Below are 24540 nucleotides of genomic sequence, written 5' to 3' on the forward strand. Positions count from 1 at the left end.
GAACGCAAAGTGCTTTGTGCTCATTGTGCTCACAAACAGCCACTTTCCCGGCGCCCGACTACCGCGCTATGGTCTGGCAGGTGTCCACAGGAAACGCGCAGGCCGAACGCATACCGCTGCGCGCTCGCTTCCGTCGTCGACGACAGACATTGGCGACACAGCTACTCGAACTGCAACTCCTGATCGTCGTGGCGGTTCTTCTCTGCGTGACCGCACTCTCGCTTGCGCAGTCGTCGGCGAGTTTCCAGCGCGAGGAGGGGCGCCGCGCACTCTCGGCAGCAGAGTCGCTTGCCGCCAATCCGGCAGTGCGAGAACTACTCCCCGGGGCTCAGACCCGTATCCGCTCGGGGCTGCAGGGATCTGTCGATTCGGTGCGTGCAATCTCCGGTGTCACGTACGTGTCTCTTGCCGATCGAGAGGGCACCGTTGTCATTTCCACCCGCCCCGGCGATGTCGGCACTGCCATGCCGCAGACTCAGGGCCGGTCCGAGACGGGACTGGTCGACACGTCCTCCGGCAAGGCCGTCGAAGCGCAGGTTCCGATTCTCGGCAACGAGGGTTCGATCATCGGCAGCGCCGTAGTCGGGATCGAGTACCCGTCGATTTGGACCCGCCTACTGCAGTCGGCGCCGAACCTCCTGGTGTATCTCGCAGTTGCTTCGGTGATCGGCGCAGTCGGCTCGATCCTGTTGGCCCGCAGGGTCAAACGGCAGACGCTCGGCATGGAACCCGGCGAGATCCTCGATCTTGTCCGCCACCGCGAGGCAATGCTGCGCGGCCTCAAGGAGGGAGTCATCGCCTTCGACGCGCAGGGGCGTGTAGTGCTGATGAGCGAGAGCGCCCACCAACTTCTCGACATCGCCTACGGCAGCGCGGGCAAATCCGTCCGAGATCTAGGACTCGACGATCGCTTGCAGAGCGTTCTGACCTCCGGGACAACGGAATCCGATCAGTTGGTTCTGGTCGGCGATCGGCTGCTAGTTCTCAACACCGTGCTCATCGAGTCCAAAGGCCGCACCATCGGGTCGGTCACCACGTTCCGTGATCGCACCGAATTGCGGGCTGTGGAGGAAGAACTCGACGTCACCAAAACCAGCACCGACGCACTGCGCGCTCACATTCACGAGTTCGACAATCAACTGCACACCATCTCCGGCCTCATCCAACTGGGCGAATACGACGAAGTTGTCGGCTACGTCGAAGGCTTGACCATGGAGCGGGCGCAGATCAGCGCGGCGGTCACCGACAAGATCGCCGATGTGGGCACCGCCGCGCTTGTCATTGCCAAGATCGGCGCGGCGGCACAGGGATTTGTGACCGTCGACTTGTCTGCCGATTCGCATCTGGGCACTCTCGAACGCGCGCTCGGGCGCGATGTGGCGACGGTGGTCGGAAACCTCGTCGACAATGCCGTCGATGCCGTCGCTGAAATGTCGGAAACGGAGCGGCGCACGGTTCGGTTGTCCATTCGCGGTTTGGGCGCCGCCGTCGAAGTGCGTGTCGAGGACGCCGGCCCCGGTGTCGCGCCCGAAAATCGAGAGCGGGTGTTCAGCCAGGGCTGGAGCACCAAGGGACAATCGAGCGACGGTCACGGATTCGGGTTGGCGTTGGTGCGCCTGACATGTCGGCGGCGCGGCGGTGACGTCTCCGTGAGCACTCACACTGCGGAGGGTCTCGAGTGGACCGTCTTCACCGCAGTCCTACATGACGGAGAGAGCGAATGATCCGAGTTCTGGTAGTCGACGACGACTTCATGGTCGCGCGTGTGCACAGCGGATTTGTCTCGCGGATAGACGGTTTCGAGGTATGCGGTGTTGCGCACTCCGCCGAGGCCGCGCTGGCTGCCGTCGGAGACCTGGTTCCCGATCTGGTGCTTCTCGACGTCCACCTGCCCGGAACAACAGGGCTCGATCTGATCGCTCCGTTCCGGGAACTGGTGCCCGAACTCGACGTTCTGGTGATCACCAGCGAGCGCGAGGCAGGCTCGGTGAAGAAGGCACTACGCAGCGGCGTCGTGCATTATCTGATGAAGCCGTTCACATTCGACGTTCTCCGTGACCGTCTCGAGCGGTACCGATCGACGTACGCGAACCTCGACAGCGCGGGTGAAGCCGAGCAGACCGCCGTCGACGAAGCGTTCGGTGTAGCCGGTGTTGTGGCAGCACCCCTGCCGAAGGGCCTGAGTCCCGAGACCCTGCAGTTGGTCGAGACCGCACTGCGCGGAGAAGCGGAACCTGCCTCGGCGACAGACATTTCCGAACGCGTCGGCATCTCGCGGGCAAGCGCGCGTCGCTACCTCGAGCACCTGTGCGCGAGCGGGCAGTCCACCACGTCCCTGAAGTACGGAGTGGTGGGCCGCCCGGAACGACGCTACGTCTGGAAACGCTGAGACCTGGACACGCTGAGGTCTGGACAAGCTGAGGTCTGGGCTACTGATTCGGATCGTATCCCGGTACCGAGGATAACGTCTCGAAGGTGCGCGCCCTCCCCCATTCCACGTGCGAGTAAGCAACTGCCGCAGCTAGTTCGACGTCGGCGTTGGCAATGGCTTCGACCAAGGCGACGTGCTCGCCGTGACGCTTGGCTGGATCCCGTTCCATGTTTGCCACGTTCAGTCGCTCGCTACGTTCTCGCAAGGGTTCGGTGATGGTCACGTAGAGCGTGTTGCCTGCCAGCGCTTCGATTCCCTTGTGCACCTGCCCACTCGAGAAATGGAATGCGTCGAGATCACCGACGTCCAAGGCGACGCCTGCCCGTTCGAGCGCCCCGAGCAACAACGACGCGTCCGCGCCACGCACCACCGCTGCGGCCGCTTTTTTTGCGATCAACGGTTCGAGCGCCGATCGGATGTCGTACAGTTCGTCGACTCCGCTGCGCGTGACAAAGGTGACCACTGCCGGACGACGCTTCGACAGCTTCACCAAACCGGCGGCTTCCAGTAATGGAAGCGCCTCACGGATCGGAACCCGGGAAACGTCGAGTTCTGCGCTGATGTCACGTTCAGGTAGCGGCTCTCCAGCGCGCAAGCGACCGTCGAGAATCCGCGCCCGGATTTCGTCGAACACAACACGTGACAGGCTTTCCGGTCTCTCTGGTGCGCCCACGTGGTTACGACTCCTCTTTCGTTGATGTTCCCTCACACGATATCCAGCACCCCAACTCAGCGTTCTTGGTATACCAATTCCTCTCTGTGCTCCATATAGGTACCCGCGGCCAACTCCGCCGGACGGTCCAGTTTCGTTGAATATACGCACTTGGAAACACAATCTTTACCGCCAAGCAATCGCATCGCCGAAATCTGGACATAGATTCCTGAACGAGCTCAGGTATACCAATCAACCCATTCTTACCGTCCTTGAACAACGAAAGGCACCGCAATGGTGACTGTTGATCCACACATGAAACCGCACGGCGAAACACCCATCGAACGCACCAGCCTCAGCAACCAGATCGAGGCGTCGTACAGCAGGATCGGCATCACCTCCGCCCATATCGGCATCGTCGCGATGGTCTTGTTCGGCGTCTTCTTCGACGCGATCGAGCAGAACACCGTTGGTATCGCTGGTCCGGCTCTCAAGGAACAGTGGGGAATCGGTGGAACCCAGATCGGTCTGCTGAACACCGCGACATTCACCGCAGTCGCATTGGGCCGCCTGCTTGCCGGGGCGTTGATGGACCGCTTCGGACGCCGAACCCTGCTCGGAGCCAACCTGTTGGTGTTTGCCGTCGGTTCGTTGCTGTGTGCGCTGGCACCGAATTACGAAGTCCTCGTTGGCGCGCGGTTCTTGGTCGGACTGGGCCTGGGCGGCGAAATAGCCACTGCTGTGATCATGCTGTCCGAGTTCTTCTCGGCAAAGCACCGCGGCACCGCTGTCGGCCTGATCAACGTTGCCGCAGCAGGTTTGGGAAATATGCTTGCCCCATTGTTCGGAGTCATTGTCTTTGCCATCTTCTCCGGCGACAACGCGTGGCGCTGGCTCTTCGGTGTGCTGATCCTGCCGGCCCTAGCAGTTGTCGTCTATCGGCGGGCTTTGCCGGAAACACCTCGCTACCTTGCCGCGACCGGACGGATCGACGAAGCGAACATCGTGATCAATCGCCTTGCGCAGGGCAAACTTCGGGGCGAAATCGAGGTTCAGGACCAGTACCTCGACGCGTCGACGGCTGCAGAAGTCACCACGACCACGACCACGCGGTGGACCGAGATGTTCGGGAAGCGGTTCCGCCGCGCAACACTCTCACTGGGCACTGCAGTCTGCATGTCCTACGCGGCTCAGATCTCGATGCTGACCTTGATCCCCGTCATTCTCACCGAGCGCGGCATGTCGATCACCAGCGCCCTCTGGTACACGCTGGTCATGCAGACCGGTTCATTGGTGGGTGCGCTGACAGCGGCCATGATCGCGCGTCGGCTACCTCGTAAAGTCACGCTGACCGCGGCGGCGATCTTCGGTGTCGTCGCAGGTCTGGGGTTCGGGTTCTTTGCAGTCAATATGCCACTGGTCCTCATCTTCGGAGCACTGTTCAACTTCTGCGTCATCGTCCTCAACACCACCATCTGGCTGTTTGCGCCGGAGCAGTACCCCACCCGCATCCGCGGCCTGGCCACGTCGGTCATCCTCGCCCTTGGTTCACTGTCCGGCGGGTTGTTCCCGTTGATCGCCGGTGCGGTTCTCGATTCATCCGGTGTCGGAGCCATGTTCGCGATGCTCGCCGGCCTGTTCGCAGTCTGCGCCATCGCCGTTCAGTTCCCCAAGGAAACCGTGGGTCAGCCCATGCCGGAGGATGACTGATCATGTCCACCGATACCGATCGCCGTCGCACCATCCTGCTCGTCAATCCGAACACCAACGCAGACACCACCGATCGCATGGTCGCCAAAGCCAACACGGTATTGACCGGCACGGGTTTCCGCACGGTCGGTGTCACTGCGGCGCGCGGTCCGAAGATGATCGTCGAACCGCAGGCTTTGGAAAACTCTGCGCGGTGGGCGGTCGACGCAGCGATGGTGGGTATCGATCGGTATCAACCGGTCGCGGTGATCGTCAGCGCGTTCGGCGATCCCGGCGCCGACGAATTACGTTCTCGCGTCGAGATCCCCGTCATAGGCATCGGACAGGCCTCGATACTGGAAGCCGCGCAAGACGGTCGACGATTCGCCATCGCCACCACCACGGGACTGCTCGCGGACGCGATGAACGACCTTGTCCAGTGGTATTGCCCGACAGGGGATTACGCCGGACTGTGGTTGACCGAAGGCGATCCCCTGACCCTGGCGCAAGACACAACGGCCAGTGTCAGCCAGTTGGGGAGCGCGATCGACGGTGCAGTCGCGGCGGGCGCGCGAGCCGTGGTGATCGGCGGCGGACCGTTGAGCGAACCCGCACAAGTGCTCTCGCTGCGCACCGACGCCACGGTGATCGAACCTATTCCAAGCGCCGTCCGGAAAGCGCTGGCGGAGTGCAGCGTGTCGGAGTGCAGCGTGTCGGAGTGCAGTTCAACTCGAAGCTGACACAGGTTTTGCGAAGTGAGCAGCCCTTGCCTCCTGCTACAGGGGCTGCTCACTCGAGGAAAACTGTGCTCACTCCTACTGCCAGCTCACTCCTACGACTACACAGCGCGGTCGCTGGTCTCCCAGTACTGCGCACGCAGAGCCTTCTTGTCGAGCTTGCCGAGCGGTGTCAGCGGCAGGCTGTCCACGAAGTCGATGCTCTTGGGTGCGTGTACTGATCCCTTGGCCGCCTTCACCCGCTCGACCAACTCTTCGGTACTGACGGTGAGGCCGCCGCGCAAGACCACGCACGCCTTGACGGCTTCGCCCCACTTGTCGTCCGGTACACCCACCACGGCCACGGACGCGACGGACGGGTGCGCGGAGATCACGTCCTCGATCTCGCGCGGGAACACGTTGAAACCGCCGGTCACAATCATGTCCTTCTTGCGATCGACGATGGACAGGAACCCGTCGACGTCCTTGCGCGCGATGTCGCCGGTGTGCAGCCAGCCACCGCGGAAGGCTTCTGCAGTCTCGGCGGGCTTGTTCCAGTACCCCTTCATGACCAAAGGACCTCGGACGCAGATCTCACCGAGTTCGCCCTGCGGCACCTCGTTCAGATCGTCGTCGAGCAGCCGGACGTCGAGCCACGGCACCGGGCGGCCACACGTGGCAAGTCGGACCGGGTCGTCGGCGAGGTGCTCTTCCTTGCGGAGCACCGAGATGGTCATGCCGCACTCACTCTGACCGTAGAACTGGAAGAAGATCTGACCGAACTTCTTGATTCCTTCCTGCAAGCGGGCCGGTGACATCGCGGATGCGCCGTAGAAGAGCGTCTGCAGACTCGAGACGTCCCGCTTCTCGAAATCCGGATGGTCCATGAGCATGTAGATCATGGTGGGCACCAACATGGTTGCCGTGATCTTGTACTTTTCTATCGCTTCGAGAACTGCTCCGGGCTCGAAGGCGGGCAGCACGATCAGCGCGCCGCCCCGCAGGAGCGTCGGAGTGAAGAACGCGGCGCCGGCATGGGACAGCGGCGTGCAGATGAGGAAGCGATTCTCCTCGGGCCACTGCCATTCCGACATCTGGATCTGGTTGAGCGCCGCGCCCGAACGGAACGACCCGATAACACCTTTCGGCTTTCCGGTTGTGCCGCCGGTGTACACCATGCTGCTGGCGTCCTCGGCGTCGACGTGTGCGGCTTTGAGCGGCTTCGGCTCGAAAGTTGCCGCGAGAGCCAGAATGTCGATGCCGATCTCCGACGGGCCCATCGACAGGATCGTGGTCAACGACGGCGACGACGCCTTCAACTCGGCGGCCCTGTCCTCGAAAGCGTTGGGGTCGAAGATGAGGGTCTCGATCTCGGCGTCGTCGACGATGTACTTGTGGTCGTCGAGGGAGCCCATCGGATTGAGAGCGCTGGCGCGACAACCGGTGATCATGGTGGCGCCCATGCTGATGAGTACTTCGGGTCGATTCTTGGAGAGCATCGCCGTGCTGGTGCCCTGGGTGATTCCGAGCGACGCGAGTGCCTGGGCGAAGCAGCTGATCTGATCGCGCATCTGTCCGCCGGTGAGAACAACGTCGCCGATGTACAGCGCCGGCTTGTCGTGGTTCCGTTCGAGGGCGGTGATGAGCAGGTCCGGACCGTAAATCGGTCGGTGGAGGTCAGCAAACTCGTCTGTCATCTGGTCTTCCTTCTGCTTGGCCTGCCGTCATCGAGATGTGCTCCCGGTCACGAATACGTTATCCACAATCGCACAAAACTGGAACAGGTTCCAGAGGGGCCTCCGTCTCCCGTGCGCCTTTCTGGTAGGCCCGACTACCAAAAAGGCGCACAGGGCCGAAGGCCCTACTGCACCGCAAATGCAATCCGCGCGAGATCCGCTTCCGTTTCGCGCGGCGGCAGGTCATCCAGATCGACCCGAACGGATCGCACCGTCCCCACAAAACGATCTCGGTCGGTGTAGTCGGAACTGATTGCGACGCCGTGGCATCGCCCGATTGTCAGCAGGCCGGTTCCGCCGATGTAGAACGGTGTCGTCCGCTCGATCCGCTCCGACGCAACAACGGCGCCGTCCACCAGAAGCACGATCTGCGCGCCGGAGCCCAATCCGTCGCCCTCGTAGTGCAGTTCCATCCGCAGGTCGTGATGGCCGGGTTCGATCACCATCCGGCTACGAACGTGCTGCACATGCAGATCGGCGACGTTGTTGCAGTACGTCAGGGCACCGTCGTGCACATAGAGACTCCATCCGCCGTCGGCGCGCGCACCCTGAGCCACGACAACGCCGGTCCGCCCCGCCTCCGACAGTTCGACGTTCGCCGTGATCGCGTGCGAACGATTGAACAGTTTGGGTGCCGCGTCCGGCAGCAAGGGTGGCATCGACCCGGGATAGGTGTGCGAACTCGGCGCCGGCTTCACCGACCCCTTGCGCATCCTCTGCATGCGAGTGTTGTCGAGCAGGACCTGGTTTCGGACCGCCTCGCGTTCGAACACCGCTTGAAGCTCGGCAAGTTTGTCCGGCCGGGTCGACGCCAGGTCGGCGGCCTCGGTCCAGTCGGTATTCGTGTCGTACAGCTCCCACACATCGTCTTCGAATGGCTTGTCACCGGATGCCGCCTGCATCGGGACGCGGTGAGCGGTACACGCCACCCACCCCTCGTGGTAGATCCCGCGGTTGCCGAATACTTCGAAATACTGCGTGGTTCGCCGATCGGGCGCCGACGGGTCGTTCAAGCTGTAGAGCATCGACACTCCGTCCATCGGCTGCTGCGCCACGCCGCCGACAGTCCCTGGCTGAGCAATTCCCGCAGCCTCGAGAACTGTGGGAACGACGTCGGACACAAAGTGCCATTGCTCGCGAATCTCGCCACCCGAGTCGATGCCGGACGGCCAGTGCACGATCAACGGGTTTCGCGTGCCGCCGTAATGCGACGCGACCTGCTTCACCCACTGGTAGGGCGTATCCATCGCCAGCGCCCACCCGATCGGATATTGCGGAGCTGTGGTCGGTCCACCCAATTCCGCACGCTTGTCGATGATCCGCGCCGACGTGTCCTTCAGACCGTTGAACAGGATGCCCTCGTTGGCGGTGCCGAGCATGCCGCCTTCACCGGCCGCACCGTTGTCGCCGAGAATGTAGAAAACCAAGGTGTTTTCGAGCGCGGCCATGTCGTCGAGTGCGTCGATCACCCGTCCGACCTGAGCGTCGGTGTGCTCGGCAAAACCTGCGTACAGTTCCATGAGCAATTCCGCCGCGCGACGGTCTTCGTCGCTCATCGAATCCCACTGGGGAATGAAATCCAGCCACGCCGTCAGCTGTCCGTCTTCCGGTACGACGCCCAACTCGTGCTGGCGTGTCACGGTGATGTCGCGCTGACGGTTCCACCCGTGCGCGAACTTCCCGGCGTATTTGTCTCTCCACTGCGCCGGGACCTGAAGGGGTGAATGTGTCGCTCCCAGAGCCAGATACGTGAAGAAGGGTTTGTCCGGCGCGGCCGCCTGCTGGTGGCCCACCCAGTCGATCAGGCGATCGGCGAGATCTTCGGAGAGGTGGTAGCCCTCCTCCGGACCTGCTGGGGCGTCAACCGGGGTGATGCCGTTGTAGAGAGCCGGGTAGTACTGGTCGGTGGATCCGCCGAGAAATCCGTAGAAGTGCTCGAACCCCTCCCCAGTTGGCCAACGATCGAACGGTCCGGCCGGCCCCGTCTCGACACCCGGAGTTTGGTGCCATTTTCCGAATGCTGCTGTGTTGTATCCGTTCTCACGCAGAGTCATCGCGAGCGTTGCGGCACTGTCTGGCCTTGTGCAGTTGTATCCGGGGTCTGTGCTCTCGAAGTTGGTGACAGTACCGAACCCCACCGCGTGTGGATTTCGGCCGGTCAGCAGCGACGCTCTGGTCGGCGAACATAGTGCGGTGGTGTGAAACCTGTTGTACTTCAGGCCGTCATCTGCGAGCCGCTGCGCCGTGGGCATGTCGATCGGCCCACCGAACGGCGAGGTGGCGCCGAATCCCATGTCATCGACCAAGACGATCAGTACGTTAGGTGCCTTGTTCGTCATAGCAATACCTTTCAGTTCCGGCCGTCGAAAAGTGCGTCCGGACGTAGTTTTCCGGTCAGAACCTGGGCCCGCTTTGCGGCCAGACGGTCGAACGAATCGGGGTGCGTGAGTATCCAGAACTCTTCCTGCGCAACACCGTCGAAGTAGATTTTGGCTGCGGCCGCGGGCGACATACCTTCTCTGATGTTCTCGCGCCAGAACTCGGTATCCGACCCGGACTGCGGGCGCACCGCGACGTCCTCGAAAATCCTGGTGGCAACCTGTCCCGGACTGAACACCGAGACGCGGATCTGTGGAAACTGTTCGGCACATTCGAGATACAGGCTTTCGGTGAGCGCCTGCACACCGTGCTTCGAGGCCGCGTACGCAGTCATCTTCGGTGTGATCGCCACACCGCCGACCGAGACGGTGTTGACGACGTGGGAATGCCGCGGGTCGGCTCCCATTCTGGGGACGAACGAGCGGATGCCGTGAAAAACCCCGGTCAGGTTGACGTCGATGACGCGGCGCCATTCGTCCGCCGGAATGTCCCACGTGAACCCGACGGATTCGAGGCCTGCATTGTTGGCCAGGAGTGTCACGGCACCGAACTCCGCGAAGGCCGCGTCGGCCAGTGCGTCCACATCTGCGGCGACGGTGACATCGGTCGGGACGGTCAGCACGTGGGCTCCGTCTGCCCGAAGATCGGTCGCCACAGCCTCGAGGCGCTCGGCGGAGATGTCCGCCAGGACGACATTCATTCCGAGGTTGACAGCTTCGCGGGCCAGACCCTCGCCGATTCCACTTCCGGCTCCCGTGATCACTGCCGTTCCGTCGCGCAATTCTTCGAGTTTCATCACATTCCCTTCGCAACCTGCAGTGACGCGTTGCTCTGTCGAATTTTCGGGTGACACTATTCGGCCTACACCCCGCTCGACAGAGGATCTCCCGCACGGTGGAACGAGCGCAATACCACCAGAAACTGATGTCTCGCCCACCGAAACCACGGCCACGTCCCAGCCGCACTACAGGGCACTTCTGCACATATTCCCGATCAGCGGGAGCAAATGCTGTGGTAGCCGCGATGGTCACTAGCGTTGCCATCACCCACTCGAACGGCCGACTGGCCGGGGGAAACGGAGGTTATCGTGACTGCAATGCTTGTCGACGAGAATCCCTTGGCGCACGCGGTGCTGCCGACATTTTCGACGCTGTACGACGCATCCGCCGGCTTGATCGACGCGTCGACAGACGAACAGGATGTGGTGTTCTTCGGCCCGCCACGCCCGACTGACACTGTTGTGGGAAGTATCCGTTCACTCGAACGAATCCCGTCCACCGACGGCGGCCCGTCGCGGATCGCCCGGACCATCGACTACCGCGACGTGTACGGGCACTTGGTTGCCGAGGTGTACGCGTCGGGAATCGCCTGCGACATCAAAGGTCCTGTCGCCGCGAGCACTTCGTCCGCGCTGGCCGCGCACGTCGACGCCTCGTTCGATGCCGACAGCGTCCGTCGATTCCGCACCCGGATCTTCGTCTCGGATGCCTCGCGTCTCACGTTTACCCGCACTGCCGTCGCCCGGTATCTCAAGGATTCGGAGTATGTTTCCGATTTCATCGTGAGTGCAACCGATGATGCAGGCGTAACCGCGGGCAGGGCGTGGGTCACCGTGGCGGAGACTGCTCACTCGGATCGGTAAGTTCCACCGAGCGGGATCAGGCAGTAACCGGGCGATTCTCCGGTGATTGAGTGTCTCCATGTCGGCCATTGCATTCACTCTGTCCTCACGTACGTCACCGATAACCGTCGCTGACTACCGCGAACGTGCCCGCAAGGCACTGCCCGCGATGATCTGGGCGTACGTCGACGGCGGCGCCGAGGACGAGCTGACGCTGCGCGCCAACGTCGATGATTTCGACAAGTGGGCGCTTCGCTCACGGGTTTTGACCGGAAACGAAGGTCAAGGGCTGACCGCCAAAGTGGGGAACACAGCGCTCGATCTCCCGGTTTTCCTCTCTCCCACCGGAATGACCGGACTTATCCAGTGGACCGGTGAACGAGCTGCCGCTCGGGCAGCCGAACGCGTTGGCACGCGCGCGGTTATCTCCACGGCATCCAGTTACACAGTGGAGGAGATCGCGGACGCGACCTCCGAGAACCATTTCTTCCAGCTTTACCCGTGGACCAGCGTCCGCACCGGGGAATCGTTGGCGAAGAAATTCATCGACCGCGCACACCACGCCGGGTACAGCGCGTTGTTCGTGACGGTTGACGTTCCGGTGACCGGAAACCGGGAGGGAGAACGTAAGCGAGGCATGGGGATTCCGCCCACTCTCTCGCCGTCCCGCGTCCTCGACGCGGCCCGCAAACCCCGCTGGGCCTACAACTTCCTGAAACACCAGCGAATCTCGTCGCGCATGTTGGTCGACGAGCGAGGCGCCGCCGCCGCAGTGCGATCGGCGCAGAAGCAGGTCAGTCTCCTGCGACCGGAACTGTGCTGGGACGACTTGGCGAAGATCCGCGATCTGTGGGACGGTCCGATGTACGTCAAAGGCATTCTCGATCCGGATGATGCCGCTGCTGCTGTCCGACTGGGTGCCGACGGAATTGTCGTGTCGAATCACGGTGGACGCCAACTCGACAGCGCGCTCTCGAGCATCGAAGCACTGCCTGCGGTGGTTGATCGAGTGGGCGGATCCGGCGGCGTTCCCGTCTACCTGGACGGCGGCATTCGTCGTGGCAGCGATGTGGTGAAGGCACTTGCACTCGGCGCGACCGCGGTCGGAATCGGCCGACCGTACGTCTATGGATTGGCGGTTGGCGGTGAGGACGGCGTCGCGCACGTTCTCGAGATTTTCCGCGAGGAGATCGCTCGGACTCTGACGCTCATGGGCGTACGTGACATCGCCGAACTCGATCGCTCCCACATCATGCGACGCGGGGCGAGTTTCCGGTCCCGAGAGTAAGTGTTCCATCCAGCGGGAATGCCCGTATCCGAGGCAACCACGCCAACGGTTCTATGGGGTGGATCACATCACTGACAGCGTCGTCGGACGCGGCTCGGAGGAAGACATGTCGCTCAGCACGGACTCACCCACAACGGCAGACGAGGAAATTCGCGAAATCGAGGCGGCGGCTCCCCCGGCGCGATTTGCTCGGGGGTGGCATTGCCTCGGACTCAGCAAGACGTATCGCGACGGAACGCCACACCAGATCGAAATCTTCGGCACCAGCCTGGTTGTTTTCGCCGACAGTAAGGGCGACATCAAGATCCTCGACGCCTACTGCCGTCACATGGGCGGCAACCTGGCGCAGGGCACGGTCAAGGGCGATTCGATCGCGTGCCCGTTCCACGACTGGCGTTGGGGCGGTAACGGAAAATGTACGGATATTCCGTACGCACGACGCGTTCCGCCGCTGGCCAAGACCCGTGCATGGACGACACTCGAGCGCAACGGCCAGCTGTTCGTCTGGAACGATCCCCAGGGCAATCCCCCGCCCGCAGAAGTCACCATCCCCGAGATCGAGGGGTTCGGAAGCAGCGAGTGGAGCGACTGGAGCTGGAACACGCTCACCATCGAAGGCTCGCATTGCCGCGAGATCGTGGACAACGTCGTGGACATGGCGCACTTCTTCTACATCCATTACTCCTTCCCCCGGTATTTCAAGAACATCTTCGAAGGTCATGTCGCGAGCCAGTACATGGAGTCGGTGGGACGTGAGGATGTCATCAGCGGCACGAACTACGGCGATCCCAACGCTGTTCTTCGTTCGGACGCGTCGTATTTCGGTCCGTCGTACATGATCGACTGGCTCAAGAGCGAGGCCAACGGTCAGATCATCGAGACCGTTCTGATCAACTGCCACTACCCGATCTCGAACAACGCCTTCGTGCTGCAGTACGGCGCCATGGTGAAGAAGCTTCCCGGAATGAGCGACGAGGACACTGCGGCCATGGCCGCGCAGTTCACCGAGGGCGTCGAGACGGGATTCCTTCAGGACGTGGAGATCTGGAAGAACAAGGCCCCCATCGACAATCCACTTCTCTCCGAAGAAGACGGCCCGGTATATCAGTTGCGGCGTTGGTACAACCAGTTCTACACCGATGTCGAGGACGTCACCGAAGACATGACCAAGCGCTTCGAGTTCGAGATCGACACCACCCGAGCGGTGGCGAGCTGGAAGCAGGAAGTTGCCGAGAACGTCGCAGCCCGGGAAGCCCAGGCACCTCAGACCACGTCCTGATCAGAGCCCGTGCTGACCGAGACCACACGACACAACACAACATAGGGTGACCATGAGTTACGAAGTGCTCGAACAGATCAACTTGATGGCCGACGACATCTTCCAAGAAGGTATCGAGGCCGAGAAAATCGGACGGTTGGCAGACGATACCGCCAAGAAGATGAAGGCCGCCGGGTCGATCCGGATGTTGCAGCCCAAGGAATACGGCGGCATGGAGGCACATCCGCGCGAGTTCGCGGAAACCGTAATGCGGATGGCGTCGCTGAATCCGTCGGCTGGTTGGGTCCACGGGATCGTCGGAGTTCACCCGTGGCAGTTGGCGTTTGCCGATCCGAAGGTTCAGCAGGAAATCTGGGGTTCCGATCCTGATACCTGGATGGCCTCTCCCTATATGCCCGGCGGCATGTGTATTCCCACCGACGGTGGGTACAAGTTCTCCGGCCGCTGGCAGTTTTCCTCCGGCACCGACCATTGTGATTGGGCGTTCCTCGGCGCTATGGCCTGCGACAAGGACGGCAACATGGAGATGCCGCCCCGCATGCTGCACGTGATCATTCCGCGCACCGACTACGAAATCATCGAAGATTCGTGGGACGTCATGGGTTTGCGCGGCACGGGGTCGAAAGATCTTGTGGTCAAGGACGCATACGTTCCCGACTACCGCGTCATGGATTGCGACGAGGTCATCGACGGTACCGCTGTGCGCAAGTACGGACGCACCGAAACGCTGTACCTGATGCCGTGGTCGAACATGTTCCCACTCGGGATCACAGCCGCGACCATCGGCATCTGCGAGGGAATGCTGTTCCACGCCAACGAATACCAGGCCGATCGCATCAATGCCCAGGGCACCGCGATCAAGGATGATCCGTACACGCTCTTCGCCATCGGCCAGGCAACAGCCGATATTCGCGCGGCGCGAGATACTCTGCTGGCCAATGTCGATCGCATGTGGGATCGCGTGGACGCAGGCAAGGAAGTGACGTTCGAGCAGCGCGCCGAAGGTCGGCAGACCCAGGTTCAGGCTGCATGGCGTGCCATCAATGCCATCGACCAGGTCTACCCGCGGTGCGGCGGCAACGCCCTTCGCATGGACAAGCCACTGCAGCGCTTCTGGCGCGACGCCCATGCCGGCCAGCATCACGCAATCCACGTCCCCGGCACCGTATTCCACGCTGCCTCCCTCAGCCGCCTCGGCGCCGATCCGCAGGGCCCGCTGCGGGCGATGATCTGACATAAGGAACAACACACGATGACGCACACCGACATCAAGGGACTTGGCTACGTCAAGATCTCCACCAACGACATGGACCGTTGGCGCACTTTCGCTTTCGACGTTCTTGGCTTCGCCAAGGGCAGCGGACCGGACGAGAACGCGCTGTACCTGCGACTCGACGAGCGCGCCGCCCGCATCGTCATCGTCGAGGGCGAACGCGACGAGATCGTCAGCATCGGCTGGGAGGTGGCCGATCGCAATGCGCTACGACGCGTTCAGGCCGCGCTGGAGAAGTTCGGCACCGCGGTCGAGCAACTTCCCCTGGCCGAGGCCGACGCACGCCGAGTCGAAGAGGTCATCACCTTCACCGATCCCGGCGGCGCAAATGTGGAAATCTTCCACGGCGCGATCCTCGATCACAGCCCGGTCGTCACGCCGTTCGGCTCTCGATTTGTCACCGGCTCACAAGGCCTTGGCCACGTTGTTCTCCCGGTCATGGACAGTGCTGCGAGCTTCGATTTCTACACCGATGTTCTCGGCTTCTATCCGCGTGGCGCATTCCGCCTGCCCGCGCCGCCGGAGTTCGGCCCCCTGCGCATCCGCTTCCTCGGGGTCAACGAACGCCACCACAGCTTGGCGCTGTGCCCTGCCCCGCACGGCGGCGCGCCCGGCCTGATTCACATCATGGTCGAGGTCGACACACTCGACGCCGTCGGCCAGGCACTCGACCGGGTGGTGAAGGACGGATTCTCGGTGTCCTCGACCCTGGGTCGACACACCAACGACAAGATGGTCTCGTTCTACGTCCGGGCGCCCGGCGGCTGGGACATCGAGTTCGGCACCGAGGGATCGAAGGTGGATCAGGACTCCTACTCGGCAGAGGAGATCACCGCCGACAGCTACTGGGGCCATGACTGGTCGGGCAGCGAACCGCTGGCAGCGATGTAAATTGCAAGCGATGTAAATTTTCACCGGGAAGGGCTTGCGCACATTTGTGCGCAAGCCCTTTTCCAGTGTTCGGACCCCGTAGGCATGCGTGTGGGCTTCGCATCGTCTTGACTGGTGATGCGAAGCTCTCACACGGTATTCAGTTCCGGCAGAGCCGAATTCAGTCTCGGTGGACTGGGCCTTGACGGGTGGTGGAGCGTCGGCGTCGTTGTTTCGGGTCGATCGCAGCTGGTGGGATGAACCAGGGTTTGTGATCGGTGCCCATCTTGACTTCCCAGATGCCGCGGAACCCGCTGGTGCTGTGGATCAATCGGTGGTGGCTACGGCAGAGGAGGGTGAGGTTGTCCATCACCGTCAAACCGCCGACCGACCAAGGTTTTATGTGGTGGGCGTCGCACCAAGCCGGGACGGCATCACAGTTGGGGAAGGCGCATCCATCCTTTGTCCCGGGCGATCAGCGCGGTGCGTTGTTCGGGTGTGACGAGGCGTTTGTGTGGGGTCGCATCGAGCGGTGCGCCGTTGCCGTCCATCAACACTGTGGAGAGCATGCAGTCACAGGCGAGCATCCGGGTCAGGCTCACACTGAGCGGTCCCATCCACGGCATGTACCCGACGTCCAGATCTTCGACATCAGGCTCGTCACCATCGGATTCGCTGCGCATGGTGGCGCATTCGCGATGCTCGGCAAGGTCTTTCGCGGTGATGTGCACGTTCACGTGCGGACGCTGACCACCGTCAACACCGGTGACGGCATTGTCGAAATAGCGGCGAATCAGTTCCGTGAAGGCCTCGGCGGTGCGCTTGGCAGCCGACCGCTGATCCGGGGTTCCGTCCGCTGCTGGCTTCGGCATCGACAACCCCGAAAGAGCCGACAACAACATTTCACCAGTGAGCGCGTCGAAATCACCCTTGATCGCGACCCGACCGTTGAGCGTCGGCGAAATCCGCAAGACATTGAGGTCGTCGTCCTCACCGGGCGGGGTTTCGTCGGACTCGAAGATCCGCTCCAGGACCGCAATCGCGTAGCGGAGTTTTATGGTGGTCGCCTCCACCCCGGATGCGGCAGCGAGAAGGGTTTTCATGCAGGACGGTAACGCCCTGTCGGGCATTCCTTTTGGTGGGGATTCACAGAATGCGGCAATTATTGCCGCATGATCGAGCGAGAGATCGCCGGCCTCGAACTACGCAGCAATGTCGGGGAACACCCGCAGCGCGGCGCCAATGGCAGCGATCTTGTTACCGGCCGCATTCTGCAGCATCGTGTTCGCCGCCAACCACCGACCAACACCCCGGTAACACAGCACCTGCTCATCAGGATTGAGCGCCAACGCGTCGACAGCGGCAACCCGAATCGCTTCCCACCGAAGAATCTCCGCAGACGCACTCACGGCAACGTCCCGAACCTCCGCCGGGCGCAATTGCCACAGCCTGCCACGCACACCCGCAGCCGAGCCGGCTACAACATCCCCCACCGAAACAAAATCGCTGACCGTGGTCATCAGAGCCTCCCCACCCTTGACCACAATGATACTCGAACACTTATTCGAATCAAGAGACATATCGGGCACATCTGAAACCGAAGCGACACGCATGCGCGCCGGATCGCCCAGTCGACAGGAATGGCGCCCACAAAAACCCGAGCGCGCCACACCTCTACGCCCAGATGCAGGACGTTTACGTGATTCACTTCACAAATCGCGAGTCATATGACACTATTTCTAATTGAAATAGCCAGCTCACAGATTTTCATCGAAGAGGAGTAGTGGACGCGATGACTATGGCACTGGAGTCCCAAGTAGCGACCGTGAAGCTAGATTCCGCTGACCTGGGGGTTGACTCGACACCCACTGCCGTTCTCGACCGCGTCTCACTCGTCCTCGACACCTTCGACGGTCCTGGCCGCCTCACACTCGCCCAGATTGTTCGCCGCACCGGCCTTCCTCGGTCGTCCGCCCACCGCCTACTCGAGCGGCTGGTCTCGATGCGCTGGCTACGGCGCGACGGCCGCGACTACGAGCTCGGTATGCGCCTGGTCGAGCTGGGCTCACTCGCCGTACACCAGGATCGCCTGCACACAGCTGCGTTGCCACTGCTGCACGAGCTGTATCGCGTCACTGGATTTGTTGTTCACCTCGGCATTCTCGACGGCTCCGATGTGGTGTATCTCGAGAAGATCGGCGGGCGCCTGGCCGCCGCTGTCCCGACGCGCGTCGGGGAACGGCGTCATGCTCCCACGACTGCCTTGGGGCAGGCGCTGCTCGCATTCGAGTCGCAATCCACAACGCATCCCCAGCGTGCCCGGATTCGGGAGGCCGGTGTGGCCTTCGAAAGTGGGAGTGGGTTGGCCGGCTTCAGCTGTCTGGCGGCACCGATCGGACTGCCCGGACGGGCAGTTGCCGCAGTGTCGATTTGTGGGCCGACGAAGGCGCTACGTAACGATCACATCAGTGCAGCACCCGTCCGCATGGCCGCGTCTGCGATCTGGCGTGCCATCGACGGTGGATCTCACACTGTCACACCGACTTTGCAGCGTCGGCAGCTGCTGCGAAACCTGCCCACCGCTGCCAGGGCGTGAGCAACACGTTGGTCATGACCGAGGGCAGCTGGTTACTCAGATATCGCGCTGATCCTGGGTGAGTGAGAGGACATGATCTTCGATGTCCTTCCATCGGCCAGGCGACACCGGGATCGGCGACCCGAGGGGATCATATTCGGCGACCTTGGCAAATTCTGCCGACGCCCGGTCGATATCGTCGAGTAGTTCACGGGCAAGGTCGATTTCAGCCCGGAAGTAGCGTACCGACCAACGCAATGTCATGACGGAGTACGCCCACGCGGGCTCGTTTTCTGCGTGGTCTGCGTGAAGTTCCGCGCGTCGTAGTTGCTCCTCGACATTGGCGATATGCGCACCGACAAGTGCCTTGAGCCGTGGCGGGTCATTGAGATGCCCCATCCAAAGTCGAAGCATGACACCGTGTTTGAGTACGGGAACCTCCACAGGAGCTTCGCGCGACCAGGTGCGCACTGCCTCGGTTCCGGATTCGGTAATCGCGTACAGGCGCCGACCCCGCACTCCCGGTTCGGATACGACCCGCGATTCCACGAACCCGATTTTCTCGAGTTTCTTGAGCTCGGCATACACCTGACTGATGGACGGACTCCAGTAGAAGAACCCGACACTCCAGTCGGCCCATTTCTTGAGATCGTTGCCTGTCAGCTCCTCACCGAACGTGAGCGTTCCGAGGACCGCCCAACTCGTTGCGGGAAGTCCTCTGGACACGTCTTCGGTTGCGGACACGGACAGGAGTCTAACAATCGAACGACCAGGTGAGGTGCATCACAAACCGAGGTGCCCGCTTAGCGGGAGAGTTTCACGAATTGGCGGTCAAGGCTGCTGTCGTCATGTCGATGACGTTCACTTGAAAGTCCGCCGCCGAGAGCGGCAATCGGCGGCGCCCGGTCAGATCACGTGCCCGGACGGCAAGCATTGCGGTGGCAAGCAGAATTGCGCCGCGCACACGCTCGTCCACCAGCGGGCCGGGCAGGTGGCCGATGGATTCGCGTAGCAACTCGATGGATCTGACGAGGCTGGGATAGTTCGGCGGTACCTGATCTATCTGCTCGGGTTCGAGCTGATAAATGGTCTGGCCGAGAATGCGCAGGTACCTGCGGCCCGCTTCGCTGGTGAGCATCTCCCCCAGCGGCGCCACGATCAGTTCGACGCACTCGCGCGGGGTGACATCGCCTTGCCAGTTTGCCAGCATCACGGTTCGTCGAGACTCCAACTGCACCAGATACTTCTCCCGAATCGCCTGGAGTATGCCTTCGCGGGAGCCGAAGTGATACCGCAACGCCGACGGATTGCGTTGACCCGCACCCGAAACGATGTCACCGACCAGGGTCGCCTCAATCCCCTTCGTGGCAAAGAGTTCTTCCGCCACTTCGAGAAGTTTTTGTTTGGTCGAGAGCTCTCCCGTACTCATGGCGCTTAGTGTACCTTTCCGATTACTACTAATAAGGAGTATTAATGAGCCCCTTGAAATCGATGACCCCGGCCAGGTTCGGATCCCTACTCGTTGCCGCTACGACGGTGCTCGCGACAGGGTTCGGAAGCAGCACCGGAAGTATCGACGGAAGCCTCGAACCCGACACATCTGTCTACGCAGACACAGGTTGGGTTACCCTGCACGGCGATTCGGGCAATCGTCGTCAGCAACTGGGGGTTCAACCCGCGCAGAGTTACACCCGGTGGACAGCTCTGCAGGGTGCCTCGATTCTCACCGCTCCCACCATGCTGCCCAACGGAAACCTGGCCATCACCACAGGCAAGGCCGAGGGCAGCGCCAACCTCCACGTGCTCGACAAGTTCGGCACCATCGTCTGGGAAACGCCGGCGTGGAGCGGCAAGACCGGCGTCGACTCGGCCGCGATCATCTCCTCCCCCATCATCGACGCCGACGGCAACATCTTTGTCAGCGACGCCGATCAACTGTGGTCGTACACCAGTGGCGGCGCCCTGCGTTGGGTCATCGACCTACCGGCAGCGCCCAGCCCCAACCCCTTTGCCGACGGATCGCGGGCGATCAATCCCTTTGTCACAGCCGCTTTCACCAAGGACGGTGCAGTTTTCGGCACCACCGTATTCGGTCAGGTGATGGTGGTCGACCGGGCCACCGGAGAGCTGCGCGCACCCGTGTTCCAGCTTCCCGGCTCAATAGCCAAGCGGCACACAAAAACTCCGATGTCACCGAACATGTGGGCCGGCGGAATGATGGACCCTGCCATCAAGGATCCCATCTTCCAGATCATCATGGGCGGCATAGTCCAGAGCGCAAACACTCCCGCAGTGGACTCGGTGACCGGACGCGTCTACGTCGCGGCAACCGACAAGGAACAAGACAAGGGCGCGCTCTACGGCCTCGACATCACCCCACCGAAGAACGGTGCCCCCGGCTCGATTTCCATTGCCTTTGCGGCGCAGATGGGCCCAGGTAGCGGTTCGAGCCCCGTTATCTCGCCCGACGGCAAAACCGTCTACACGTGTGACGACGAGGGACTCCTCTATGCATTCGATGCTGCATCCGGCAAGGAACTCTGGAACGCTCCGTCCGGCGCTGCTGCCGCCGCGGTAGCCGTGGACGCGCAAGGATCTATCTACGCACTCACCAATCCCGGCGTCCTCTCCGCATACAGTGCCGCAGGCGCAAAGCTCTGGGACGCCGATCTCAGCGAGCTGACAAACGCAACGCTCCCGGTCAGCGACGTGTACGGCGCGCCCATCGTGCGCGGCAACGGCAACCCGACGGTTGTGAACGGCTCAATTCTGATCGAAGTCTTCTACGGCTACGACGTCCCGATCCAGGGCTACCCCGTCTCGGTGCCGGTGAAGTCCGCCATCGTCGACATCGATCCGGCCACCGGAAAGGGCATGCGCAACATCGGCTTCGCCACCGACACCACAGAAGGGATTCTGGCGGTCACTCCGGACGGACGAATCTTCTCGACCTTGGGCGTCATGACGTCGACGGCTGTTGCGCCACTCGCGCCGATGATCAACCCGACGCTGCCGGACGGACTCGAACTGATTGCACCGTCCGGCGGACTCGACGGGTTCATCCCGAACCCGTAGGGCAGCGCTTCTACTGACCGGGAGTGCAGAGGCGACCGGGTGGATCGGGATCCTGGGCAGAAGTGTGTTCGCTGCCATTGAGTGGGACTGGCGCTGGATTACCTCGCCGTTGCCCCACATCGTAGGGACTCACACCCTGTTTGCAGAGCTTTGATCGAGGAGAGACACATGTCCGTAGAAAATGCCGCACCGCCGGCGCTGGACGGGCGCACACTGCGCGACGTGATGAGCAACTTCTGCACCGGCGTCACGGTGATCACCGCTCACGACGGTGATTCCCCACTCGGATTCACGTGCCAGTCCTTGGTCTCGGTTTCTCTCGATCCTCCGTTGCTGTCGTTCTGCCCGGCCAAGACGTCGACGAGTTGGCCGAAACTGCGTGAAGCCGGATCTATCTGCATCAACGTTCTTGCGCACGATCAGAAGGACATGTGCTCGGCTTTCGCTCGCGGCGGCACTGACAAGTTCAGTGGTGTCGACTGGGAAGCAGGCTCCAACGGCGCGCCTGCCCTCGACGGCGCGCTGGCCCGAATCGAAGCCACCATCGAAAACGAGCACGATGCAGGCGATCACACCATCGTCGTTGCACGCATCACGGATCTGACCGTGCTGCGCCACGACGGTCCGCTGCTCTTCTACCGTGGCGGTTTCGGTCGCTTCGACGCCTAAGCCTCCGACAAGCCACGGACGTCTGAACTGGACGTCCCGCTGCGTGGGAGAGATCGACGATAGGGACGATCAGAAGCGATAACGTCCGGTGAGGTCGGCGCCCACCGCCGACCTCACCGGGACACAACTGATCGGATTACGACGATGACTACTGTCGAACCAGATATCACCGCTGCGATCACCGCGACCGTCACCGCGTACCTCGACGCGGTCTCCCGCGGATCGAGCGCAGACATCGCAGCCCTGTACGCGGAGAACGGAACTCTCGAGGATCCCGTGGGCAGCGAACCCGTTGTCGGCCGCGAGGCGATTGCCGCATTCTTCGGTGCCCTCGAAGGTCGCACGCAGGAGATCGAACTCCTGACCCTGCGTGTCAGCGGTTCCAGCGCGGCGTTCCATTTCCGCGTCGTGACACCGATGGGTGACAAGATCTACGAGGTCTCCCCCATCGACGTGATGACCTTCGACGAGAACGCCAAGATCACCAGCACGCGCGCGTTCTGGGCGATGTCGGACATGGCCGTACGCTGATGCGGCAGGTCAGCTGCCGCAATTGCGGCAACCGAGTACTCATCGAGAAGTACAGCAACGCGCACACCAGCGTGCAGTGGCTCGAGGATTCCGAGCAGGTCTGCCCGGAACTTGCGCGCCCGTCGGATAATCCGTATGCACAGCGTTCGTGCTCGTCGTTGCGTCAGACCATCAACGACCTTGCCGACGCCGGAGCCGTCGAAATGAGCGAGCGCAGCTATCCCGTTCCCGGCTCCCTGTACTGAACAGGACTTCTCTCGCTCACTGGGAAGCTACATATACGACGCAATTCAGGCGCCATAGCTTTGTGACATGGATAACAATGTCGACGTAATTGTCATCGGTTCGGGAGCTGCAGGATCGGCTGCAGCTTTGCAAGCACACGCTGACGGCGCATCAGTGGTGATCCTGGAGAAGTGCGGACCTGACAACGCGGGCGGTAACACCCGATTGTCCGGCGGTGGATGGTTCGTCAACCAGGATCCCGCTGCAGCCCGAACGTTCCTGCGCGCCTTGAACGGCTCGTTCACCGTCGCCGACGACGTGATCGACGCGTGGGCCGAGAACACACACGGGCTTTTGGACTGGCTCCGCGAACTGGATGCACCGGTGTCGATGTCCGGCGAGTTCCATTCCACGGCGGAGTACGCCGAGCTCGACGGAAGTTCTTGTTACGCAGGGATGGACACCATCGGTGGGGCCATGGGCAACGAACTGCTCTACCGCTTCCTCGTCTCGGCCCTCGCTGAACGCGGCATCACAACACTCTTCGACACCGAGGCGACCGCACTGCTGACGGACGAGTCCGGAGCAGTGATCGGAGTCGAAACCGTCTCGGGTGGAACAACTTCGCAGATGTACGCTCGTCGGGGTGTCATCCTGGCGACCGGCGGCTTCGAGGCCAACCCGGCCATGGTCCGCGACTACCTCCGCCTCGAGAACCCGAAAATCTGGGGATCACCGGCGGCAACCGGCGACGGCCATCGCATGGCGCAGGCAGTTGGCGCCGACCTGTGGCACATGAACAACATGATGACCATTACCGGAATCTCCGGCGACACAGACGATCCGTCCGGGCACTACCTCGCATTGTGGAACGCACACAACTACGTGTTCCTCAGCCAGGAGGGACGCCGATTCACCTGCGAGTCGGCCGAAATGCGCCACGGCCATGTATTCAAAGAAGGTTCCTACCAACACTTTCCGGTGCGGTCGATGAACATCGTGTTCGACGAATCCATGAGGTTGGCCGGGCCACTGAGCCCCGGCCGCGACGTACTGGCTGTCGGGCGTCTAGTTCTCGACGAGGGCTACGAGTGGAGCGCAGACAACCAAACCGAGATCGACAAGGGGTGGATCGTCAAGGCGGACACACTCGCCGAACTCGCCGACAAGCTGGGCCTGGACCCCGCCGTCGTGGAAACGAGTGTGCGACGCTACAACGAGGCATGCACTGCCGGTGTCGACGAGTCATTCGGTCGGGACCCCGCGACGTTGGCTCCCGTTGTCACTGCGCCGTTCTACGCCGTATCCGGGCCGCCGCTCCTGGGGTGGAGCAACGGTGGCCCTCGCCGCGACGGCCACTCGCGTGTACTCGACACCGCCGGTAATCCGATTTCCGGACTCTACGCGGCAGGCACCGTCAGTTCCACGTACAGCGCAGCCAAAGACGGCGGATTCCACATCGCCGACGCCCTCGCGTTCGGTCGTGTTGCCGGTGCCCATGCGGCCACCCGGGTCAGCGCCGACGCCTGAG

Annotated in this window: 21 protein-coding genes and 1 pseudogene; 15 read left to right on the forward strand and 7 right to left on the reverse strand. The window is 62.0% G+C overall.

Translation table 11 applies throughout. The features are described from left to right. Positions 1–80: 80 nt before the first annotated feature. Both FEZ60_RS15205 and FEZ60_RS15210 read left to right on the forward strand, forming a co-directional pair. The gene (locus tag FEZ60_RS15205; RefSeq protein WP_346343361.1) at positions 81–1724 is read left to right on the forward strand and encodes a sensor histidine kinase; all 1644 of its coding nucleotides are present in this window, start codon (positions 81–83) and stop codon (positions 1722–1724) included. Further along, complete coding sequence (locus FEZ60_RS15210; RefSeq protein WP_033235681.1) at positions 1721–2389, forward strand: response regulator; 669 nt, start codon at positions 1721–1723, stop codon at positions 2387–2389. The genes FEZ60_RS15205 and FEZ60_RS15210 overlap by 4 nt, the downstream gene beginning before the upstream one ends. A gap of 40 nt (positions 2390–2429) precedes the next feature. On the opposite strand, the gene FEZ60_RS15215 is transcribed toward FEZ60_RS15210, so the two are convergent. Further along, complete coding sequence (locus tag FEZ60_RS15215; protein ID WP_172936394.1) at positions 2430–3104, reverse strand: GntR family transcriptional regulator; 675 nt, start codon at positions 3102–3104, stop codon at positions 2430–2432. A 273-nt stretch (positions 3105–3377) separates the two neighbouring features. Here FEZ60_RS15215 and FEZ60_RS15220 point away from each other — a divergent pair, with 273 nt between their 5' ends. Together FEZ60_RS15220 and FEZ60_RS15225 are read left to right on the forward strand one after the other, a co-directional pair. Continuing rightward, positions 3378–4793, forward strand: a complete 1416-nt coding sequence (locus tag FEZ60_RS15220; RefSeq protein WP_202026114.1) for an MFS transporter — start codon at positions 3378–3380, stop codon at positions 4791–4793. Between the two features lie 2 nt (positions 4794–4795). Then, entirely contained in the window at positions 4796–5512 is a 717-nt protein-coding gene (locus FEZ60_RS15225; RefSeq protein WP_172936395.1) for an aspartate/glutamate racemase family protein, read from the forward strand. A gap of 98 nt (positions 5513–5610) precedes the next feature. Here FEZ60_RS15225 and FEZ60_RS15230 read toward each other — a convergent pair whose 3' ends face one another. The 3 genes from FEZ60_RS15230 to FEZ60_RS15240 all read right to left on the reverse strand — a co-directional run bounded on the left by FEZ60_RS15230 (position 5611) and on the right by FEZ60_RS15240 (position 10399). Further along, positions 5611–7185 (reverse strand): AMP-binding protein, encoded by a 1575-nt coding sequence (locus tag FEZ60_RS15230; RefSeq protein WP_172936396.1) that lies wholly within the window; start codon positions 7183–7185, stop codon positions 5611–5613. A gap of 164 nt (positions 7186–7349) precedes the next feature. Continuing rightward, positions 7350–9563, reverse strand: coding sequence for an arylsulfatase (locus FEZ60_RS15235; RefSeq protein WP_172936397.1), 2214 nt, complete (start codon positions 9561–9563; stop codon positions 7350–7352). A gap of 11 nt (positions 9564–9574) precedes the next feature. Next, a complete protein-coding gene (locus tag FEZ60_RS15240; protein ID WP_172936398.1) occupies positions 9575–10399 on the reverse strand; it encodes an SDR family NAD(P)-dependent oxidoreductase in 825 nt (274 codons plus the stop codon). 291 nt (positions 10400–10690) lie between these two features. On the opposite strand from FEZ60_RS15240, the gene FEZ60_RS15245 reads away from it, so the two are divergent. From FEZ60_RS15245 to bphC, 5 genes are all read left to right on the forward strand, one after another. Then, entirely contained in the window at positions 10691–11245 is a 555-nt protein-coding gene (locus tag FEZ60_RS15245; RefSeq protein WP_106939692.1) for a hypothetical protein, read from the forward strand. A 58-nt stretch (positions 11246–11303) separates the two neighbouring features. Beyond that, positions 11304–12512 (forward strand): alpha-hydroxy acid oxidase, encoded by a 1209-nt coding sequence (locus FEZ60_RS15250; protein ID WP_172936399.1) that lies wholly within the window; start codon positions 11304–11306, stop codon positions 12510–12512. Between the two features lie 106 nt (positions 12513–12618). Further along, a complete protein-coding gene (locus tag FEZ60_RS15255; protein ID WP_033235827.1) occupies positions 12619–13791 on the forward strand; it encodes a Rieske 2Fe-2S domain-containing protein in 1173 nt (390 codons plus the stop codon). A 52-nt stretch (positions 13792–13843) separates the two neighbouring features. Continuing rightward, complete coding sequence (locus tag FEZ60_RS15260; RefSeq protein WP_033235689.1) at positions 13844–15025, forward strand: acyl-CoA dehydrogenase family protein; 1182 nt, start codon at positions 13844–13846, stop codon at positions 15023–15025. Between the two features lie 18 nt (positions 15026–15043). Then, positions 15044–15955, forward strand: coding sequence for a biphenyl-2,3-diol 1,2-dioxygenase (gene bphC / locus FEZ60_RS15265; protein WP_092802516.1), 912 nt, complete (start codon positions 15044–15046; stop codon positions 15953–15955). 160 nt (positions 15956–16115) lie between these two features. On the opposite strand, the pseudogene FEZ60_RS15270 reads toward bphC, so the two are convergent. Further along, a pseudogene (locus tag FEZ60_RS15270) lies at positions 16116–17454 on the reverse strand (DUF222 domain-containing protein). 278 nt (positions 17455–17732) lie between these two features. Between FEZ60_RS15270 and FEZ60_RS15275 the strand changes: the two are divergent. Further along, positions 17733–18530, forward strand: coding sequence for an IclR family transcriptional regulator (locus tag FEZ60_RS15275; protein WP_230590299.1), 798 nt, complete (start codon positions 17733–17735; stop codon positions 18528–18530). Positions 18531–18566: 36 nt separating this feature from the next. Here the strand turns inward: FEZ60_RS15275 and FEZ60_RS15280 are convergent, their stop codons facing one another. After that, positions 18567–19253 carry a PadR family transcriptional regulator gene (locus FEZ60_RS15280; protein WP_033235691.1) on the reverse strand — a complete coding sequence of 229 codons (687 nt, stop codon included), beginning with the start codon at positions 19251–19253 and terminating at the stop codon, positions 18567–18569. A 73-nt stretch (positions 19254–19326) separates the two neighbouring features. Beyond that, positions 19327–19938, reverse strand: coding sequence for a TetR family transcriptional regulator (locus FEZ60_RS15285; protein ID WP_172936400.1), 612 nt, complete (start codon positions 19936–19938; stop codon positions 19327–19329). 44 nt (positions 19939–19982) lie between these two features. Between FEZ60_RS15285 and FEZ60_RS15290 the strand changes: the two genes are divergently transcribed. The 5 genes from FEZ60_RS15290 (at position 19983) to FEZ60_RS15310 (ending at position 24539) form a co-directional block, all read left to right on the forward strand. Continuing rightward, the gene (locus tag FEZ60_RS15290) at positions 19983–21584 is read left to right on the forward strand and encodes a PQQ-binding-like beta-propeller repeat protein (protein ID WP_095886835.1); all 1602 of its coding nucleotides are present in this window, start codon (positions 19983–19985) and stop codon (positions 21582–21584) included. Positions 21585–21752: 168 nt separating this feature from the next. Further along, a complete protein-coding gene (locus FEZ60_RS15295) occupies positions 21753–22253 on the forward strand; it encodes a flavin reductase family protein (RefSeq protein WP_045064125.1) in 501 nt (166 codons plus the stop codon). Between the two features lie 144 nt (positions 22254–22397). After that, positions 22398–22784, forward strand: coding sequence for a nuclear transport factor 2 family protein (locus tag FEZ60_RS15300; protein WP_033235694.1), 387 nt, complete (start codon positions 22398–22400; stop codon positions 22782–22784). Next, positions 22784–23029, forward strand: a complete 246-nt coding sequence (locus tag FEZ60_RS15305; RefSeq protein WP_033235695.1) for a hypothetical protein — start codon at positions 22784–22786, stop codon at positions 23027–23029. Before FEZ60_RS15300 ends, FEZ60_RS15305 begins: the two co-directional genes overlap by 1 nt. Positions 23030–23096: 67 nt before the next feature. Further along, entirely contained in the window at positions 23097–24539 is a 1443-nt protein-coding gene (locus FEZ60_RS15310; RefSeq protein WP_172936401.1) for an FAD-dependent oxidoreductase, read from the forward strand. Position 24540 lies beyond the last annotated feature (1 nt).

The organism is Rhodococcus sp. MS16, from assembly GCF_013277795.1.
In the GTDB taxonomy this organism is placed as follows: Bacteria; Actinomycetota; Actinomycetes; order Mycobacteriales; family Mycobacteriaceae; genus Rhodococcus_F; species Rhodococcus_F globerula.

Bases quoted from the DNA above. Each gene is read 5' to 3' on its own strand.
- FEZ60_RS15210 (WP_033235681.1), top strand. From the start codon at position 1,721: ATGATCCGAGTTCTGGTAGTCGACGACGACTTCATGGTCGCGCGTGTG.
- FEZ60_RS15220 (WP_202026114.1), top strand. From the start codon at position 3,378: ATGGTGACTGTTGATCCACACATGAAACCGCACGGCGAAACACCCATC.
- FEZ60_RS15225 (WP_172936395.1), top strand. From the start codon at position 4,796: ATGTCCACCGATACCGATCGCCGTCGCACCATCCTGCTCGTCAATCCG.
- FEZ60_RS15230 (WP_172936396.1), bottom strand. From the start codon at position 7,185: ATGACAGACGAGTTTGCTGACCTCCACCGACCGATTTACGGTCCGGAC.
- FEZ60_RS15235 (WP_172936397.1), bottom strand. From the start codon at position 9,563: ATGACGAACAAGGCACCTAACGTACTGATCGTCTTGGTCGATGACATG.
- FEZ60_RS15240 (WP_172936398.1), bottom strand. From the start codon at position 10,399: ATGAAACTCGAAGAATTGCGCGACGGAACGGCAGTGATCACGGGAGCC.
- FEZ60_RS15250 (WP_172936399.1), top strand. From the start codon at position 11,304: ATGTCGGCCATTGCATTCACTCTGTCCTCACGTACGTCACCGATAACC.
- FEZ60_RS15255 (WP_033235827.1), top strand. From the start codon at position 12,619: ATGTCGCTCAGCACGGACTCACCCACAACGGCAGACGAGGAAATTCGC.
- FEZ60_RS15260 (WP_033235689.1), top strand. From the start codon at position 13,844: ATGAGTTACGAAGTGCTCGAACAGATCAACTTGATGGCCGACGACATC.
- bphC (WP_092802516.1), top strand. From the start codon at position 15,044: ATGACGCACACCGACATCAAGGGACTTGGCTACGTCAAGATCTCCACC.
- FEZ60_RS15275 (WP_230590299.1), top strand. From the start codon at position 17,733: ATGGCACTGGAGTCCCAAGTAGCGACCGTGAAGCTAGATTCCGCTGAC.
- FEZ60_RS15285 (WP_172936400.1), bottom strand. From the start codon at position 19,938: ATGAGTACGGGAGAGCTCTCGACCAAACAAAAACTTCTCGAAGTGGCG.
- FEZ60_RS15290 (WP_095886835.1), top strand. From the start codon at position 19,983: ATGAGCCCCTTGAAATCGATGACCCCGGCCAGGTTCGGATCCCTACTC.
- FEZ60_RS15295 (WP_045064125.1), top strand. From the start codon at position 21,753: ATGTCCGTAGAAAATGCCGCACCGCCGGCGCTGGACGGGCGCACACTG.
- FEZ60_RS15300 (WP_033235694.1), top strand. From the start codon at position 22,398: ATGACTACTGTCGAACCAGATATCACCGCTGCGATCACCGCGACCGTC.
- FEZ60_RS15305 (WP_033235695.1), top strand. From the start codon at position 22,784: ATGCGGCAGGTCAGCTGCCGCAATTGCGGCAACCGAGTACTCATCGAG.
- FEZ60_RS15310 (WP_172936401.1), top strand. From the start codon at position 23,097: ATGGATAACAATGTCGACGTAATTGTCATCGGTTCGGGAGCTGCAGGA.